We start from the raw sequence: 13,867 nt of genomic DNA on the forward strand, positions 1-13,867 counted from the left end.
TTTACTGTTTAATTATCTGCTTAATCGATCTGCAGCTATGACTATCACGGTTAATCCACTAAACACCACTGGCAGCCACTGCCGCACGTTACTGGCACTTTGTATCTTGGTCTTGTTAGGTTCCACATAGATGATATCATTTGACTTGAGGTAGTAGTAAGGAGATGAGAACAACTCTTTTGTTGTCAGATCAATTCTGATGAGCTTCTTATTGCCTTCTTCTTCTCGAATTAAAAGCACATTATTCCGGCTAGCATATATTGTCAGATCACCCGCTAAGCCGAGCGCTTCAAGAAGTGTAATCTTTTCGTTAGGCACCGTTAAAACTGATGGTCGGGCTACCTCACCTAGAACAGATATCTTGTAGTTGAGGTATCGGATGTCAACTACAGGCTCAATAAGCAGTTTTCTTTGAATTAATTGGTTTCTTATTCCTTCTTGAAAGTCTTTCTTTGTCAAACCAGCTGCTTTCGTCTTTCCTAATAAGGGGAGCTGTACATTTCCATCTTGGTCTACCAAATAGCCAATCACAGGTGATACCGTGTTGGTTGCAGTAGCATTTGCTATTCTCGAGGAATTAGCGGTAGATACGTTAAATACTTCCGATGCAGCGGGGTTCAGGCTACTAATTGAAATGCTTAATAGGTCATTGGGCTGAATAACTGGCTCTAAACTCTCCGTTTTGCCCGATATTTCTGTATTCCCAATGTTATTAAAATAAACCGCATCTTTAGTACTGACACATGCCGTTGAACAAAGACACCAAAAGAATATAAACATTAAGTAAACTAATCGTGACGAATCCATATACATAAGGGTTGTTTGTATAAGTTTGTAAACTTTAGAACATTTAGACTAGCCTTTCGATTAAAATAGTCTAAGATTTAAGTTTTTTTATACAATACGATATGTACTGAAGTAAGTTTTTATATGAAATAAAAAGGTGATAAATTAAATAGATAATAAATGTGAAATAATTTCAGCAAAAGGAATTAGAGATCAAATTTGAGGTAAAGTAGGTTTTATCAAGCTTATAATTAGATCTTACAGTAGTTTAGAGGGGGTAATATTAGATAATTATTGGGAGTGTAATTTGAACTGTGTCATTTCCTCATTTTAATTTACTGGCCCTTTTGCTGTTCTGGCTACGTCCTTGCTGCAAAAGGGCAAAAGTTTTTAAAGTGCAACTCTCTTCAAGTACAGCTGTATCCTGTCCTCAAACCAGATCGATAGCTATTGTGCCGTCTGACTCCATTTGGCGAGTGGCATGACCCATTTTTTGCTGATGTTCTAATGCGATAAGTAGGTCAGCTTCATCAGGGCCATGTTCGATAGAAAGGCACCCTTGGTCTTGGTCGCCTTCCGCACCTAGCGGTGAAAGCCCTCAATCGTGTTAGTGGTGTAAATCAGGTGGCGGATAGGCTCGGTTTATTTAAAGTACGTGCTCAGCATCTCCCTGTTCTGCTACCAGCTCTCGAGCACCTTGGGGTACTTTCTACCCCACATCTCCTCCAGCTCCAGCAGCCTGAGCTCAGCCAGTTCTTTTGTCTCAGCCCTGTACACCGGCTTAAGGGCCCGCATGAACTTCTTCTGATCCTTGGAGCCCATGAACTTGATACTGTTAAGTATCTGATACACAATGCAGCGTTGCGCCTCGGTCCGGGGAAACACACTGCCTATGGCCGCCTAGGTGAAGCCCTTGCGGTTATAGATGCAGGAGATGAGCATGTCTTGCAGGCCCCGCTGCTGCAGGTCGGTGAACACTTAAAGCAGAAGGTGACTGCCTCGCTTTCCGACACGTACACGTCCAGCAGCTCTTTGTGGCCGTGGCGGTCAATACCCAGATGTTGTAGACGGCCTTTGAGATGGTGCACCCTTCCGGCCGTACTTTGTATTGCATGACGTCCAGCTAGACAACGCAGTAGGGCCTGCCCAGCGGGCGAGCCTGCCACTTCGTGACTTGGACCATGATCTTCTCAGTGAGGTTGGCGAGCGTATCGTGGGAAATGTCCATGTCGTAGAGCTCCATCAGGTGCGAGGAGATGTCGCGCAGGTTCATGCCCAGCCCGTACAAGCTCAGGATGCGGGGCTCGAGGTTCTCTGCCAGCACGATTTCCTGCTTGCGGATGATCTGGGGCTCAAAACCTGCCAAGCGGTCGGGGGATGTTATCACCTCGATCACGCCATCCAAGGTGCGCAACTGCTTTGTAACTTTGCCGTTGTGCCGGTTGCCCTTCGCCGTCGCTCGGCAACCAAATGCACCTCCATCTCCTCGTCCAAGGCGGCCTCTAAGAAGTGTTTTATCAAAGGGCCACTCCGTTTTTGCAAAAGGTGGGTTTGCCGCTCCTAAACTCCTCCAGAAACTGGCGCTTGATCCTCTCCAGATCCAGCTCATGTTTCTCTTCCATGGTGACTGTGTTAAAGGTAATACTGCTAATCCTTGGACACAGTTTATTTTACAGCCTCAGTCTTGATATCGTAAGAAGATGCTTTTAACTAATTAGAATTAAGAATTTATAGCACTATTGAATACCAGTATTTTTAATTAGGAACACTCTCATATACAGTATATTAGTTTGATTACTTTATTAACATAAAGCCCGCGCCTTTGGTGTTAACTTCCTTATCCTCCCTTACCACAGCCCCATTCACCAAAACATACCTAAACCCACTAGCCTCCTGATGCGGATTCTCATAAGTAGCATTTTCCCTTACTTCTTCAGGCTTGAATAACAGCAAATCAGCCTTATACCCTTCCTTTACAAGGCCGCGGTTCAGAAGGCCAATCGTTTCGGCAGACAATCCTGTCATTTTATGAACAGCTTCCTCTAGAGTCAGTAGGCGCTTTTTTACGACATAAGTTTCCAGCACTTTGGCGAACGTACCATAGCTTCTAGGGTGGCGCATCGAAGGGCTGCCGTCGCTGCAGACCATGACGTGCTTATCTTTCAAGAATGTTTCCTGTAGGGTTTCGTCCATGATGAAATAAGCACCGTCGGCTCCGTAAGGACCAATATCTTCCATCAGGGCCAGTTCAAATGGCTTGTTTAGCTCCTTGGCCACCTGCCCAAGGGTTTTGCCTTTGTAGGGGCCAGAACCTATCAGTGTTGCTTCGGGGCCATTTCGTAGCGTGATCTTGTTGCGCAGGAAAGTCGCCAACTCCTGACGACGGGTCTTTAGCACCTCCTGGTAATCATAGGGCTTCTTAGCCCAATCCGGGAACAGGATGGCGATCCCAGTATAACTGGCGGTATACGGGTAGAAATCAGCTGTTACTTCTATACCTTGCTGACGGGCGGAGTCCAGGAGTTGCAGGATACGATTGGCGCGTGACTCGCCTTTGCCATACACTACTTTAATATGCGACACATGCACCGGACAGTATTTCCCTTGCTCTAGTAGCTCTCGAATCGAAGCTTCAACGTAAGCATCGTCTTCGTTGCGCATGTGGCTCATGATGATGCCTCCTTTTTCACCTACTATTTTTGCCAGCCTGTTTAATTCTTCAGGACGAGCATAATAACCCGGATTGTATTCCAGGCCTGTAGTCAGACCGAAGCAGCCGGCATCAAGCGCATCGGTGAGGAGCTGTTCCATTTTGGCCATACCTTTATCAGAAGGGATGGAATCGTATGCTATACCTGACAACATTCGGAGCGTGTTGTGCCCGGCAAACATGGCTACATTTACGCCGAGCTCCTTGCTGCTCACTTCCTGCATCCAATCTTTTAAGTTTTCACGCTCCGGGCTAAAGCCGTCCTGGCCGAGGCAAATGGTAGTCACACCCATTGAAAGGAAATTGGAAAAATCAGGTGTTTCGAGCGGGTCGCCGTGGGCATGGGTGTCAATAAAGCCCGGTGTCAGGTATAGGCCGGAGGCGTTGATGGTGCGGTTGGCAGCATAGGTATTGGTCGTATCAGTATCAATCAGCGCAATGGAGTCACCGTTAATCAGGACATGGGCAGGAAAAGCAGCCTTCCCTGTGCCGTCTACTAGCATGGCATTCCGGATCAGCAGCTCGTATTGAGTTTGATCGGAAGTAACTTGCTGGCAGGAGGTACACACAAGTAGAGCAATTAGAATCCGGGTAAGAAGAGCGGCGCGACGATACAGTTTTTCCATCTCTAAAGATAATTTATTCGCCCTAAAAAGCAATGCATACCTGGTTTAGCTTGCACTTTATACCTGGTAAAAGCAGTTGTCAGATAATTTTTTTTTTACGCTTGAATAAAAATTTATTAACAAATGGTACATGGGTTTTATTCGTCTATAAATCAAATAGTTATATGATATTTCTGCTTTGCTTTCTTTACTTTTGGAGTATTGTTTTGGAGCCTAGATAGCTGACTTTTTATTGCACTGGCACGCAACTTGTAAATACCCTGTCAACAGAGTTTAATGTTTCTAACAAAACTGAAAGAGTTATGAAAAAGGTAAGCTATATCATGAGCCTGGCACTGATGGCATCAGTAGCTTTTGGCGGATCAGCAGAGGCGCAACAACAGAGAACTGGTTGGAGCCCACAGGCAAAAGGTGCCGTGATCGGTGCCGGTACAGGTGCCGCAGCTGGTGCCATTATACATAAGCGTAACCGTGTTGTAGGTGGTGTTGTAGGTGGTGTAGCCGGTGGCGCCGTAGGTTACGGGGTAGGCAAGGTGATCGATAATAAGCGGAAGCGCGAGGCGGAAGAGGCTCGTATAGCAGCTGCCGAGAGAGCGGCCGCAGCCCAACGCGTAGCAGCTGCAGAACGAGCAGCGGCTGCCAACAGAGCAACAGTAGCCAAAAATACACCGGCTCCTGCCAAAAAAGCTCCAGCTGCGCAGACAAGTCTGGTGGCGGCCACGCCTGCCGAGACAGCAGCAGCTAACTCTCTGGCTATGATGTATGCTTCAGAGGAGGGACCAACTCCACAGATGGTATACGCCAACTTCCTGCCTAACCCGGATTATGGTGACCGCAGCAAGCCATACTCTACGTCTGAGGTTCGCAGAAAGAGTTGGTAACACATTTACCCTTTATCTTCTCCTGGCCCGGCGCCGGGAGAAGGTATAAACCCTCCGACGCGGATTTCACGTATTGCGTCGAGGTTCACTCACTTAAATTCTAGAAATCATGAAAAACATACTTTACACCTTCCTAGCCTTGTTCCTGTTGGCTTCCTGTGCGAAGTCGGAGGGCGAGTCAGTGGATGTACGCGGACTCAACCAGGAGTTTATCAGTGCCTGGAATGCGCGGGACTCTGACAAAGTGATCTCGATGATGGCCGAGGATGTGCAGTTTCTGCAAGGCGAGGTAATCTACAGAGGCAAATCCGAGGTATCGGACAAGTGGGTGCGCGAAACCATGGGCACCATTGCCGACCTTAAAACATACCCGGTAAGCTCCGGATCAGACACACAAATCGCCTACGAGGCCGGAACATTCTCAGTAGATGTGCTGCCGGCTAGTCCCGGCGAGCCACGCGGACTTGGCGAAGGCAACTTTGTACTCCTTTGGAAAAAAGGGGAGGACGGTAACTGGAAACTGAGCTACGCGCAGTTGGAAGGTCACCCGGTTGTGGTCCGAAACTAAAGCGGTAAAAATCTTATAAACAAAAAGCGGCTGATCTCAACAGATCAGCCGCTTTTATTATGGATATACCTCAGCAAACCTAGTGGAAGAACAGATAAGCCATGAAGATGGCGGCGATGATACCGGCCAGGTCAGCGATCAGGCCGCAGGTAAGGGCATAGCGGGTGCGCTTGATGCCCACCGAGCCAAAGTATACTGCCAGTATGTAAAAAGTCGTCTCGGTAGACCCCTGGAACACGGAAGCCATGCGGCCTACAAAAGAATCAACGCCGTACGTGGTCATGGCTTCTACCATCAAACCCCGGGCGCCGCTGCCACTCAACGGCTTCATAATGGCCACCGGAAGGGCTGGCGCAAAGTCGGTGTTCAACCCTGTCAGGGCGATCAGGTAGCCCATACCATCTACGAGCAGATCAAGGGCACCTGAGGTACGGAAGACGCCGATCGCTACCAGAATGGCAACCAGGTATGGAATGATCGTGATCGCAACTGAAAAACCCTCCTTCGCACCCTCAATAAACGCCTCGTACACATTCACCTTCCGGATCAGGGCTAGCCCCACAAAAGAAATGATAATCGAGAAGAGGATAACATTACTTGCCACCTGCGAGATTACGCTTACCTGTTCCTGTGGAATGGTGTTGAAATAATAGATCAACCCCGCGATCAACAGCAGCAGGGTGCCGATATAGGCCATGATCACCGGTTGGAAAAGGTTGATGCGCTGGTAGAGCGCCACGGCAATGAGGCCCACTATCGTGGAGAAAAAGGTGGCCAGCAGAATCGGGATGAAGATATCGGAGGGATCGGCGGCACCCAGTTGTGCCCGGAACACCATGATGCTGATCGGGATAATGGTAAGACCAGACGTGTTGAGCACCAGGAACATGATCTGGGCGTTAGAAGCCCGGTCTTTGATTGGGTTGAGTTCCTGCATTTCCTTCATCGCCTTGAGCCCGAGCGGGGTAGCCGCGTTGTCGAGTCCCAGCATGTTGGCCGAGAAGTTCATCAGGATGGAGCCGAACACCGGGTGGTTTTTCGGAATTTCAGGAAAGAGGCGATTAAAGAACGGCCCCACCAGCCGGGAGAAAATGGCAATGATGCCACCCTGCTCACCTACTTTCATCAGGCCCAGCCACAGGGTCATCACGCCGGTCAAGCCAAGGGAAATCTCGAAGCCGAGCTTGGCGTTGTCGAAAGTGCTGGCCACGAGTTTTTGAAATATCTCCACATCGCGGAACACGATGAGCTGGAACAAAGCAATAGCAAAGGCGATCAGAAAAAAGGCCGCCCACAGATAGTTTAATACCATGAAGCAAAAGGTTGGTCTGGAATCAGTCTGTAAGTTACAAACTGATTCCAAAAAGGGTAGGGTTTGGCTGACAAATTTATCGGAGTCTGGACTTAGTGCTGCAGGCCATGGCAAAGCGCCGGTCGCTCTCCCTGCAGGTTGTAGAGGAAACCGTTCAGGATGGCATACCTTGCCTGGCCACTAGCATCCTTCAGTATGAAGTTGGCGGGTTCGTCGAGCGCCAGTTGGTGGTTAACAGCATCTGTTATACCTGTCACGTTTAGCGGAAGCGAGGTGGGGTCGGGCAAGACGCCGGGCAGATGGCGCACCCGCACGGTGCTAAAGCCTTGCCGGAGCAATTCGGCCCCCAGCTCAACTGTCAGCTCATCCAGGCTTTCGATGGGCTGTTCGTATACCTGGCCGGGCGCCAGCGTAAGACCGGTGGCATCCAGCTCCTCATACCCATGAAACACGCTCATGTCTCCGATCTCTTCCACGGCGCTGCTATGGTAGAAGCCGAGGTGGTTGGGAGCATCCACTTCGAGTCGGTTAATACCAATGTCCAGCATGGTGTCGCGGTTGTTTTCGGTATAGCGGACGTGGCGTAGCAACAGGTCATAAAGGTGGCGTTGGTTCTCAGGTATACGGTCATAGCTCGCCAGCTCAAAAGCCTTGTAGCCTTCCTCCGCGATCAGGTATAGCCCTGAGAGGATGGCCGTGAAATTCAGCTGGCGGATGTGTTGCTTCTCCGGATCGCCATGCTGCCCGCCCGATTCCACCAAAATCACGCTAGTGCCCCATTTCTGGATGTTGTCGCCAAAGGCCCGGGGCTCGTGCTCGTCGTTGAACTTGGCCACCTGACCAGGTATAAACTGCTGTAGCACATGGTCCATACCGGCAATGGTGAGCATAGCCCTTTCACGCACTGTGTTGATGTTGCGTGCGTAGTCGTAGGCCGGGGCCAGAAAAGAGATCGTAGCCGGGCAGGAGGTATAGCCGGCGGTATAGTAACGACTCTGGTCGTGCAGGTTAAAGCCAAAGGCGGGCTCCAGTTCGTCGCGTAGCTTTTTCAGCAACACCGACTCCGGACTCTGCAAACGCAGGGCATCGCGGTTCATGTCTATACCTAGCGCATTGCGGCGGTTGTACAGCTCAGCACCGTCGGGGTTGAGCATCGGGACGATGTAAAGGGTCAGGTGCTGGAGAATGTGCTGGCGTACTGGATCCAGTTCGTCCGTCTGGCTGAGAAAGTGCAGCAGGTCGAAGAGGGCCATCGTAGCGGTGGGCTCGTCGCCATGCATCTGCGACCAGAGCAGCACGTTGGTTTTGCCGGTTCCGGCTTTGATCAGGTAGATCGAGCGGCCCTGCACCGAGTGACCGGCCACCTGCACATCGAATACAGCCTGCTCCTGCAACTGCTCGATCAATGGCACTATGTCGCGGTGGCGGAAGCGACGGTGACGTAAGGCAGGCTCTTTATACCGGTGGTGGCTCTCGTAAAGCTGGCGGCCCAGTTCCTTTAAGGCCGCTGGTATGTTTTGGTTTGAAGGTGTCGTATTCATTGTTCCGTTATGAAAGGCTCTCAAAAAAAGCGCCTCCCGCTCCAGGGCTATACCTGAAAGGGGAGGCGCTGCCCGGTGGGGCTATACCTGATATTGGCTTAGTTGCCTGGCCATGCAGCCCACGGAATACGTGCCAACACCAGAATCAGGGCGATGGTGTAGAAGATGGCGATGCTGCTGAAACGCTTCTTATCGTCCTGCAGACGCTTGGAGCGGGCGTATCCCACTGTTATCAGCACCACGGCGATGATCATGGTTAGCGGGTGCTCCAGCACATAAAGACGTGAATTAGAGTCTTTCATGAATCCTTCAGTGGCCATGTTGATGCCCAATGGCGAAACAAAATAAAGAATCACGCCGATCACCCACTGCAAGTGTGCAGGAATCAGGCCCAACAGACCTCTTTTTCTGTCTTTGTCCGTGAATGGCTTGTTGCCGGACATGCCCATAAAGGCAAAAATGATGCTGACGATAAGGCCTAACAGCACGAGGTAGGCCATAAATGAGTGAAGATGTTGTAATCCAGTATACATTTCAGAGAGTAGATTTAGTGTCGGCGGTAAATATAGGAATTTTATAATCAAATCAGCTGTCCGACGGCTATTTTAGCAGATAGCAGGCCGGGCAAAACAAAGCCCCGCACATAAAGGTATGAACGGGGCTTTGCTACAGGTATAGCTGGGCTTATTTGCCTTTACCGGCTTTCTTGTTATCCGGAACGGTCCACAGATAGATGGTAGAACCGTCGATCACCTGGGTTTCTTCCGGCTCCCAGTCGCCCATGTCAAAAGCGTGGGACACGATGCGGGTGCCTGGCTTCAATTGCTCGAGCAGCACCGGGCGAAGCTTCATGTTCACGTTTGGCAGCAGGTATAGCGTCACCACAGAAGCCGGTTTGTAGTCTACCTTAAACAGGTCCTGCTCCACAAATTTCACCTTGTTCGTCACGCCGGCTTCCTTTGCGTTTTCGTTCGCTTCTTTAATGCGCTCCGGGTTTATGTCGAAGCCAGTGCCGGTGGCGCCGTGTTCCTTGGCAGCCGTAATCACGATACGCCCGTCGCCGCAGCCCAGGTCATATACCACATCGCCCTCCTGCACATTGGCCAGTTTCAGCATGGCGTCCACCACCTTCTGCGGAGTAGGCACATAGGGCACGTCCAGCTTGGGAGCGGTAGCCGTAGTTTGGGCGAATGCCGCCGCGGCAAATAGGGTCAGCACGAGTGTGCAAAGCGAATGTCTGATTGCTCTCATCTTGTTTTCATTAAGTTAGTGATCCATTTAAGAATAAAATCAGGTATAAGGTGAGCGTATTTCTGGGAGATGGCGCTTTTGATCACGCACAGGCTGTATTTACGTACCCTTGCGGTTAGTAGTTCTTTGTTATGGCATTTAATCTATATTTTAATAGGATTCATCTGGGTGAATCTGCTCTATGCGGTCTGTTCCTTCTGTTTCTGCATTCGCGGAATGGCCAGCAGCACCAGCACCCCCACAACCAAAACGCCTATACCTACCAAAGCCCCCAGACCAGTGTACATCAGACTGGAGTAGAATAGATAAGCGCTCGTAAAGCAGAAGATGAGCGGAGTAAGCGGGTATAGCGGCACCCTGAATGGCCTTGGTTTATTAGGCTCTTTGCGGCGCAGCACGAACAGTGCTATACCTACCAGCAACAAAAAGAACCAGAAAACCGGAGCCGTATACTCCACCATGGTCTCGAAACCGTTGCGGGTAAAAAGAGCCAGCCCAACCAGTGCCAATGACACAATCCCCTGCACGATATAGGCATTTACAGGTGCAGATGCTTTGGTGTTCCACTGCCCCAGGTAACTGAAAACCGGGAAGTCACGGCCAAGCGCGTAGTTGGTGCGGGCGCCGGTCAGGATGGTGGCATTGGCCGAGGTGAGGGCAGCCAGCACCACAATAATACCGATCAGCACCATGCCTGCGTCACCGATGGCCACCTGCGCCAGGTCAGCGGCAATTGCGTTGGATGAGGCCATGCCTTCCATCCCCAGCACGTGCAGGTAGGCCAGGTTGATGAGCAAGTAGATCAGCGTGATGATGGCGATGCTGGCGATCAGGGCGGTGGCCATTCCGCGGCGTCCGGTCTTAAGCTCTGCTGAGATATAGGCCGCCTCGTTCCAGCCGCCAAAGGTGAGCAGCACAAAGACCATGGCCAGCCCCATTGCCGTACCGTTTCCAGTTGCGGCATTGCTCGCTGCTGCTGCCGTTTCGGTTGGTGTGAAAAGAAAAGCTGCGACCAGCACAATCCCGATGCCCAACACCTCGAGCAGGAGCAGAAAACGTTGGGCGCCTGCCCCGAGGCTGACTCCCACAATGTTGATGGCCGTGAGCACCACCACAACCAGCGCGGCATACAGCACCGAAGAAAACTCCCCGAAACTGTAAATCTGTGCCATATAATCGCCGATGATGAAGGAGAGCAATGCAATGGAGCCGGTTTGGATGACACTCATGCGGGCCCAGGCAAACAAAAAAGCCAGTCGCTTTCCAAAAGCCCTCGTTAGGAAATGGTAGTCGCCCCCGGCATGCGGAAAGGTGGTGGTAAGCTCGGCGTAGCAAAGCGCCCCGATAAGCGAAACCAGACCGCCCAGCAGCCAGGTGCTCAGGAACATGGTGCCACTCTCGACATTGGCCGCCACCAGCGAGGGTGTCCTAAATATGCCGGCCCCTACCACAATGCCCACGATCACGGCAATGGCGTCGATCATACTGAGGGCGGGTCTGGGCTCGGCTTTGGGTTTTTCTTCGGTGAGGGTCGTGGACGGTGTGCTGGCCAGCGTTGCGTCTGAGGTAGGGTACTCTTCGTTCAGGTTGGACATAGTTTTACGGCTAGGTATGGGCTTCTTTCTCTCTGACCCAACTGTTTACGGACAGCATCGTCATTAAAGTTATAAACAGTGTGCTTTTTTAAAGAGTACATCGTATGAAGGGCGGATGCCGGGTCCAATTCAGGTATAGCCCTGGTCACCAATTCATTCAGCTACTTAATCAGACATTATGAACTCAGATCTGCCTTTGAGCCAACCTAGCCGTACGATAATCGGTAAAGCAAGTGGTAAAACGTCGAATTTTATGGGAAAAGCTGTCGGCACCTTTCTAATCGCCATCCTGTCTGCTGTGCTCGCCATTGTGGGGTACAAATTCTTCGAAGGCGATACTGCCCAAAACGGAAACTTCAACACAAACAATAGCGCTGCTGCTTTGCCGGTGGCTTCTTCGGCAGGCAACCCGGACTTTGTGCCGGCGGCGGCCAATGTAACACCTGCCGTGGTGCACATCAAGACGGAGTACAGCGCCGGGCAGGTGAGCCGCAACCCCATTTACGAGATGTTCGGCATACCGCAGCAATCCACGCCGGCGCGCGGTTCGGGGTCCGGCGTGCTCATTTCGAATGACGGCTACATCGTTACCAACAACCACGTCATCGACCGGGCTTCAGGGATAGAGGTGGTATTGCCCGACCGCCGCACGTTTCAGGTCAAGCTGATCGGCACGGACCCCAGCACCGACCTGGCCCTGCTGAAGGTGGAAGGAAAGAACCTGCCGGTGGTGCCGCTCGGTGACTCCGACAAGGTGCAGGTAGGGGAGTGGGTGCTGGCTGTGGGCTATCCGCTCACGCTCAACTCTACGGTTACGGCTGGTATTGTCAGCGCGAAGGGCAGAAGCATCGGTATCCTGAACCAGCCGGAGCGGGGAGGCTACGTGGATCCGGCGCAGGTGGCCAACACCGCCATTGAGTCGTTCATTCAAACGGACGCGGCCATCAACCCGGGAAACTCGGGCGGTGCGCTCGTGAACACCTCCGGGCAGCTGATCGGCATCAACACGGCCATTGCCTCCCAAACGGGCAGCTACGCCGGTTACGGCTTTGCTATACCTGTCAACCTGATGCAGAAAGTGGTGGGCGATATTCGGGAGTTTGGCAAGGTGCGTCGCGGCTTCCTGGGTGTGAACTTCCCGGTACCTGCCGTGGAAAGCCAGTTGCTGCGCTCCCGCGGCATCGATCCGGGTAAGGTAAGTGGCGTGTACATCATGGGCGTGCAGCCAGGTAGCGGGGCCGAGAAGGCAGGTATAAGAGAAGGAGACATTATTCAAGGTATAGATGGTGTTGAGGTGAATACCTCGGCGGAGCTCTCAGAGCGTATCGCCCGTCACTACCCCGGTGACAAAGTGGAACTGGCCCTGCTACGGGATGGCAAACAACGTAAAGTTAACGTAAGGCTGCAGGGCGAGGAAGAGGAGACCGTCAGCGACATCGCCGCCAAAGGACTGGAGGCCCGGCTGGGTGCCAGTTTCGCTCCGCTCACCGACCGCATGAAACAGCAGTACCGACTGAATGGGGGTGTGTACGTCACGAAGGTAGAATCCGGTGGCTTCTTCGACTCGGCAGGTATACCGGAGGGCACCGTGATCGCGCGCGTTAACGGGCAGTCGGTTAATAGCCTGGCCGACATCAGCAAGGCACTGGCCGCCTCGCGCAGCGGCATGGTGCGGCTGGATGGCATCACGCCGGACGGAACGGCCTTTGTGTTTAACTTCCCGCTGGGTGCGTAAGGAGGGGGCATGACGGACCTGAGCAAGCTGTATGTGGGTACTTCCGGCTGGAACTACCGCTGGCGGGAAGTGCTCTATCCGCCCGAACTCAAGTCGGCGGACTTCCTGAGCCACTACGCCACCCGCTTCAACTGCACTGAGATCAACAGCAGCTTTTACCATTTCACGATGGCCAAAACCATCGAAAAGTGGCTTGCCCAGACGCCTGCGCACTTCAGGTTCGCGCCAAAACTCAACCAGGAGATCACGCACAAGCGCAAGTTCCAGGAGATAGAGGAGCCGCTGCAGAAGTTTATGTCGCGCTACCAACTGATAGGCGCGCGGCTGGGGCCGGTGCTGGTGCAGATCGCCGGCAGCTTCCGCTTCGACAAAGGTATAGCCGGTGACTTTTACCATACCTTGCGCGAGCTATACCCGGAGCAACCCTTTGCACTGGAGGCCCGGCATGTGTCGTGGTTCACCGATGAGAGTTTTGAGCTGATGCGGGATTTCAACATCACCACCGTCATTGCCAGCGCAGGTAAGCGCTTTCCAGGCACCGAAGTCACCACCACCGACATCGCCTACCTGCGGCTGCACGGCGACGAGAAAATGTATGCCTCTTCCTACTCCGACGAAAAACTGGAACGCTACGCCTACATGGTGAAAGACTGGCTCGAAGACGGCAAGGAGGTATGGGTTTTCTTCAACAACACCATCCTGGGCAACGCCGTACTCAACGCCGATAGACTACGTCAGTTTGTGACGGAGCTTTAAGTATTTTTTGCTTCATGACTTTGTTAAGCGTTTAAACATCAAACACTTGTGCTTGTTCTTAAGTCGTTGAGAATGTTGCGACTAAAAATATATAGTGTCTTTAAAA

11 protein-coding genes and 1 pseudogene are annotated in these 13,867 nt (G+C 51.8%); 4 read left to right on the top strand and 8 right to left on the bottom strand.

The annotated features are described in order from the left end of the window. Positions 1-12: 12 nt before the first annotated feature. From B0B12_RS01125 to B0B12_RS01135, 3 genes and pseudogenes are all read right to left on the bottom strand, one after another. Positions 13-807: a polysaccharide biosynthesis/export family protein gene (locus B0B12_RS01125; protein ID WP_244554553.1), complete on the bottom strand. Its 795-nt coding sequence runs from the start codon at positions 805-807 to the stop codon at positions 13-15. A 426-nt stretch (positions 808-1,233) separates the two neighbouring features. Further along, positions 1,234-2,408: pseudogene (locus B0B12_RS20765) on the bottom strand (IS256 family transposase). A gap of 172 nt (positions 2,409-2,580) precedes the next feature. Beyond that, the gene (locus B0B12_RS01135) at positions 2,581-4,122 is read right to left on the bottom strand and encodes an N-acyl-D-amino-acid deacylase family protein (RefSeq protein ID WP_076665678.1); all 1,542 of its coding nucleotides are present in this window, start codon (positions 4,120-4,122) and stop codon (positions 2,581-2,583) included. 302 nt (positions 4,123-4,424) lie between these two features. On the opposite strand from B0B12_RS01135, the gene B0B12_RS01140 reads away from it, so the two are divergent. Both B0B12_RS01140 and B0B12_RS01145 read left to right on the top strand, forming a co-directional pair. Then, positions 4,425-5,003 (top strand): glycine zipper 2TM domain-containing protein, encoded by a 579-nt coding sequence (locus B0B12_RS01140; RefSeq protein ID WP_076665679.1) that lies wholly within the window; start codon positions 4,425-4,427, stop codon positions 5,001-5,003. Between the two features lie 109 nt (positions 5,004-5,112). After that, positions 5,113-5,571 carry a YybH family protein gene (locus B0B12_RS01145; protein ID WP_076665680.1) on the top strand — a complete coding sequence of 153 codons (459 nt, stop codon included), beginning with the start codon at positions 5,113-5,115 and terminating at the stop codon, positions 5,569-5,571. A 79-nt stretch (positions 5,572-5,650) separates the two neighbouring features. Here B0B12_RS01145 and B0B12_RS01150 read toward each other — a convergent pair whose 3' ends face one another. From B0B12_RS01150 to B0B12_RS01170, 5 genes are all read right to left on the bottom strand, one after another. Next, on the bottom strand, positions 5,651-6,883 hold the full coding sequence (locus B0B12_RS01150) for a nucleoside recognition domain-containing protein (RefSeq protein ID WP_076665681.1): 1,233 nt from the start codon (positions 6,881-6,883) through the stop codon (positions 5,651-5,653). Between the two features lie 92 nt (positions 6,884-6,975). Further along, on the bottom strand, positions 6,976-8,424 hold the full coding sequence (locus B0B12_RS01155; protein WP_076665682.1) for a M14 family metallopeptidase: 1,449 nt from the start codon (positions 8,422-8,424) through the stop codon (positions 6,976-6,978). 98 nt (positions 8,425-8,522) lie between these two features. After that, positions 8,523-8,924, bottom strand: a complete 402-nt coding sequence (locus B0B12_RS01160; protein ID WP_212564597.1) for a hypothetical protein — start codon at positions 8,922-8,924, stop codon at positions 8,523-8,525. A 184-nt stretch (positions 8,925-9,108) separates the two neighbouring features. Continuing rightward, a complete protein-coding gene (locus tag B0B12_RS01165) occupies positions 9,109-9,675 on the bottom strand; it encodes an SAM-dependent methyltransferase (RefSeq protein WP_076665684.1) in 567 nt (188 codons plus the stop codon). A gap of 179 nt (positions 9,676-9,854) precedes the next feature. Continuing rightward, the gene (locus tag B0B12_RS01170) at positions 9,855-11,270 is read right to left on the bottom strand and encodes an APC family permease (RefSeq protein WP_083704041.1); all 1,416 of its coding nucleotides are present in this window, start codon (positions 11,268-11,270) and stop codon (positions 9,855-9,857) included. 253 nt (positions 11,271-11,523) lie between these two features. Between B0B12_RS01170 and B0B12_RS01175 the strand changes: the two genes are divergently transcribed. Continuing rightward, positions 11,524-13,005, top strand: coding sequence for a Do family serine endopeptidase (locus B0B12_RS01175; RefSeq protein ID WP_076665685.1), 1,482 nt, complete (start codon positions 11,524-11,526; stop codon positions 13,003-13,005). A 9-nt stretch (positions 13,006-13,014) separates the two neighbouring features. After that, positions 13,015-13,761 carry a DUF72 domain-containing protein gene (locus tag B0B12_RS01180; protein WP_076665686.1) on the top strand — a complete coding sequence of 249 codons (747 nt, stop codon included), beginning with the start codon at positions 13,015-13,017 and terminating at the stop codon, positions 13,759-13,761. Positions 13,762-13,867 lie beyond the last annotated feature (106 nt).

The sequence above is a fragment of the Pontibacter indicus genome (assembly GCF_900156345.1).
GTDB lineage: Bacteria > Bacteroidota > Bacteroidia > Cytophagales > Hymenobacteraceae > Pontibacter > Pontibacter indicus.

Excerpts from the sequence above, each read along its gene's own strand:
- B0B12_RS01155 (WP_076665682.1), bottom strand. The coding sequence starts at position 8,424 with ATGAATACGACACCTTCAAACCAAAACATACCAGCGGCCTTAAAGGAA.
- B0B12_RS01135 (WP_076665678.1), bottom strand. The coding sequence starts at position 4,122 with ATGGAAAAACTGTATCGTCGCGCCGCTCTTCTTACCCGGATTCTAATT.
- B0B12_RS01170 (WP_083704041.1), bottom strand. The coding sequence starts at position 11,270 with ATGTCCAACCTGAACGAAGAGTACCCTACCTCAGACGCAACGCTGGCC.
- B0B12_RS01140 (WP_076665679.1), top strand. The coding sequence starts at position 4,425 with ATGAAAAAGGTAAGCTATATCATGAGCCTGGCACTGATGGCATCAGTA.
- B0B12_RS01175 (WP_076665685.1), top strand. The coding sequence starts at position 11,524 with ATGGGAAAAGCTGTCGGCACCTTTCTAATCGCCATCCTGTCTGCTGTG.
- B0B12_RS01125 (WP_244554553.1), bottom strand. The coding sequence starts at position 807 with ATGGATTCGTCACGATTAGTTTACTTAATGTTTATATTCTTTTGGTGT.
- B0B12_RS01180 (WP_076665686.1), top strand. The coding sequence starts at position 13,015 with ATGACGGACCTGAGCAAGCTGTATGTGGGTACTTCCGGCTGGAACTAC.
- B0B12_RS01145 (WP_076665680.1), top strand. The coding sequence starts at position 5,113 with ATGAAAAACATACTTTACACCTTCCTAGCCTTGTTCCTGTTGGCTTCC.
- B0B12_RS01150 (WP_076665681.1), bottom strand. The coding sequence starts at position 6,883 with ATGGTATTAAACTATCTGTGGGCGGCCTTTTTTCTGATCGCCTTTGCT.
- B0B12_RS01160 (WP_212564597.1), bottom strand. The coding sequence starts at position 8,924 with ATGGCCTACCTCGTGCTGTTAGGCCTTATCGTCAGCATCATTTTTGCC.
- B0B12_RS01165 (WP_076665684.1), bottom strand. The coding sequence starts at position 9,675 with ATGAGAGCAATCAGACATTCGCTTTGCACACTCGTGCTGACCCTATTT.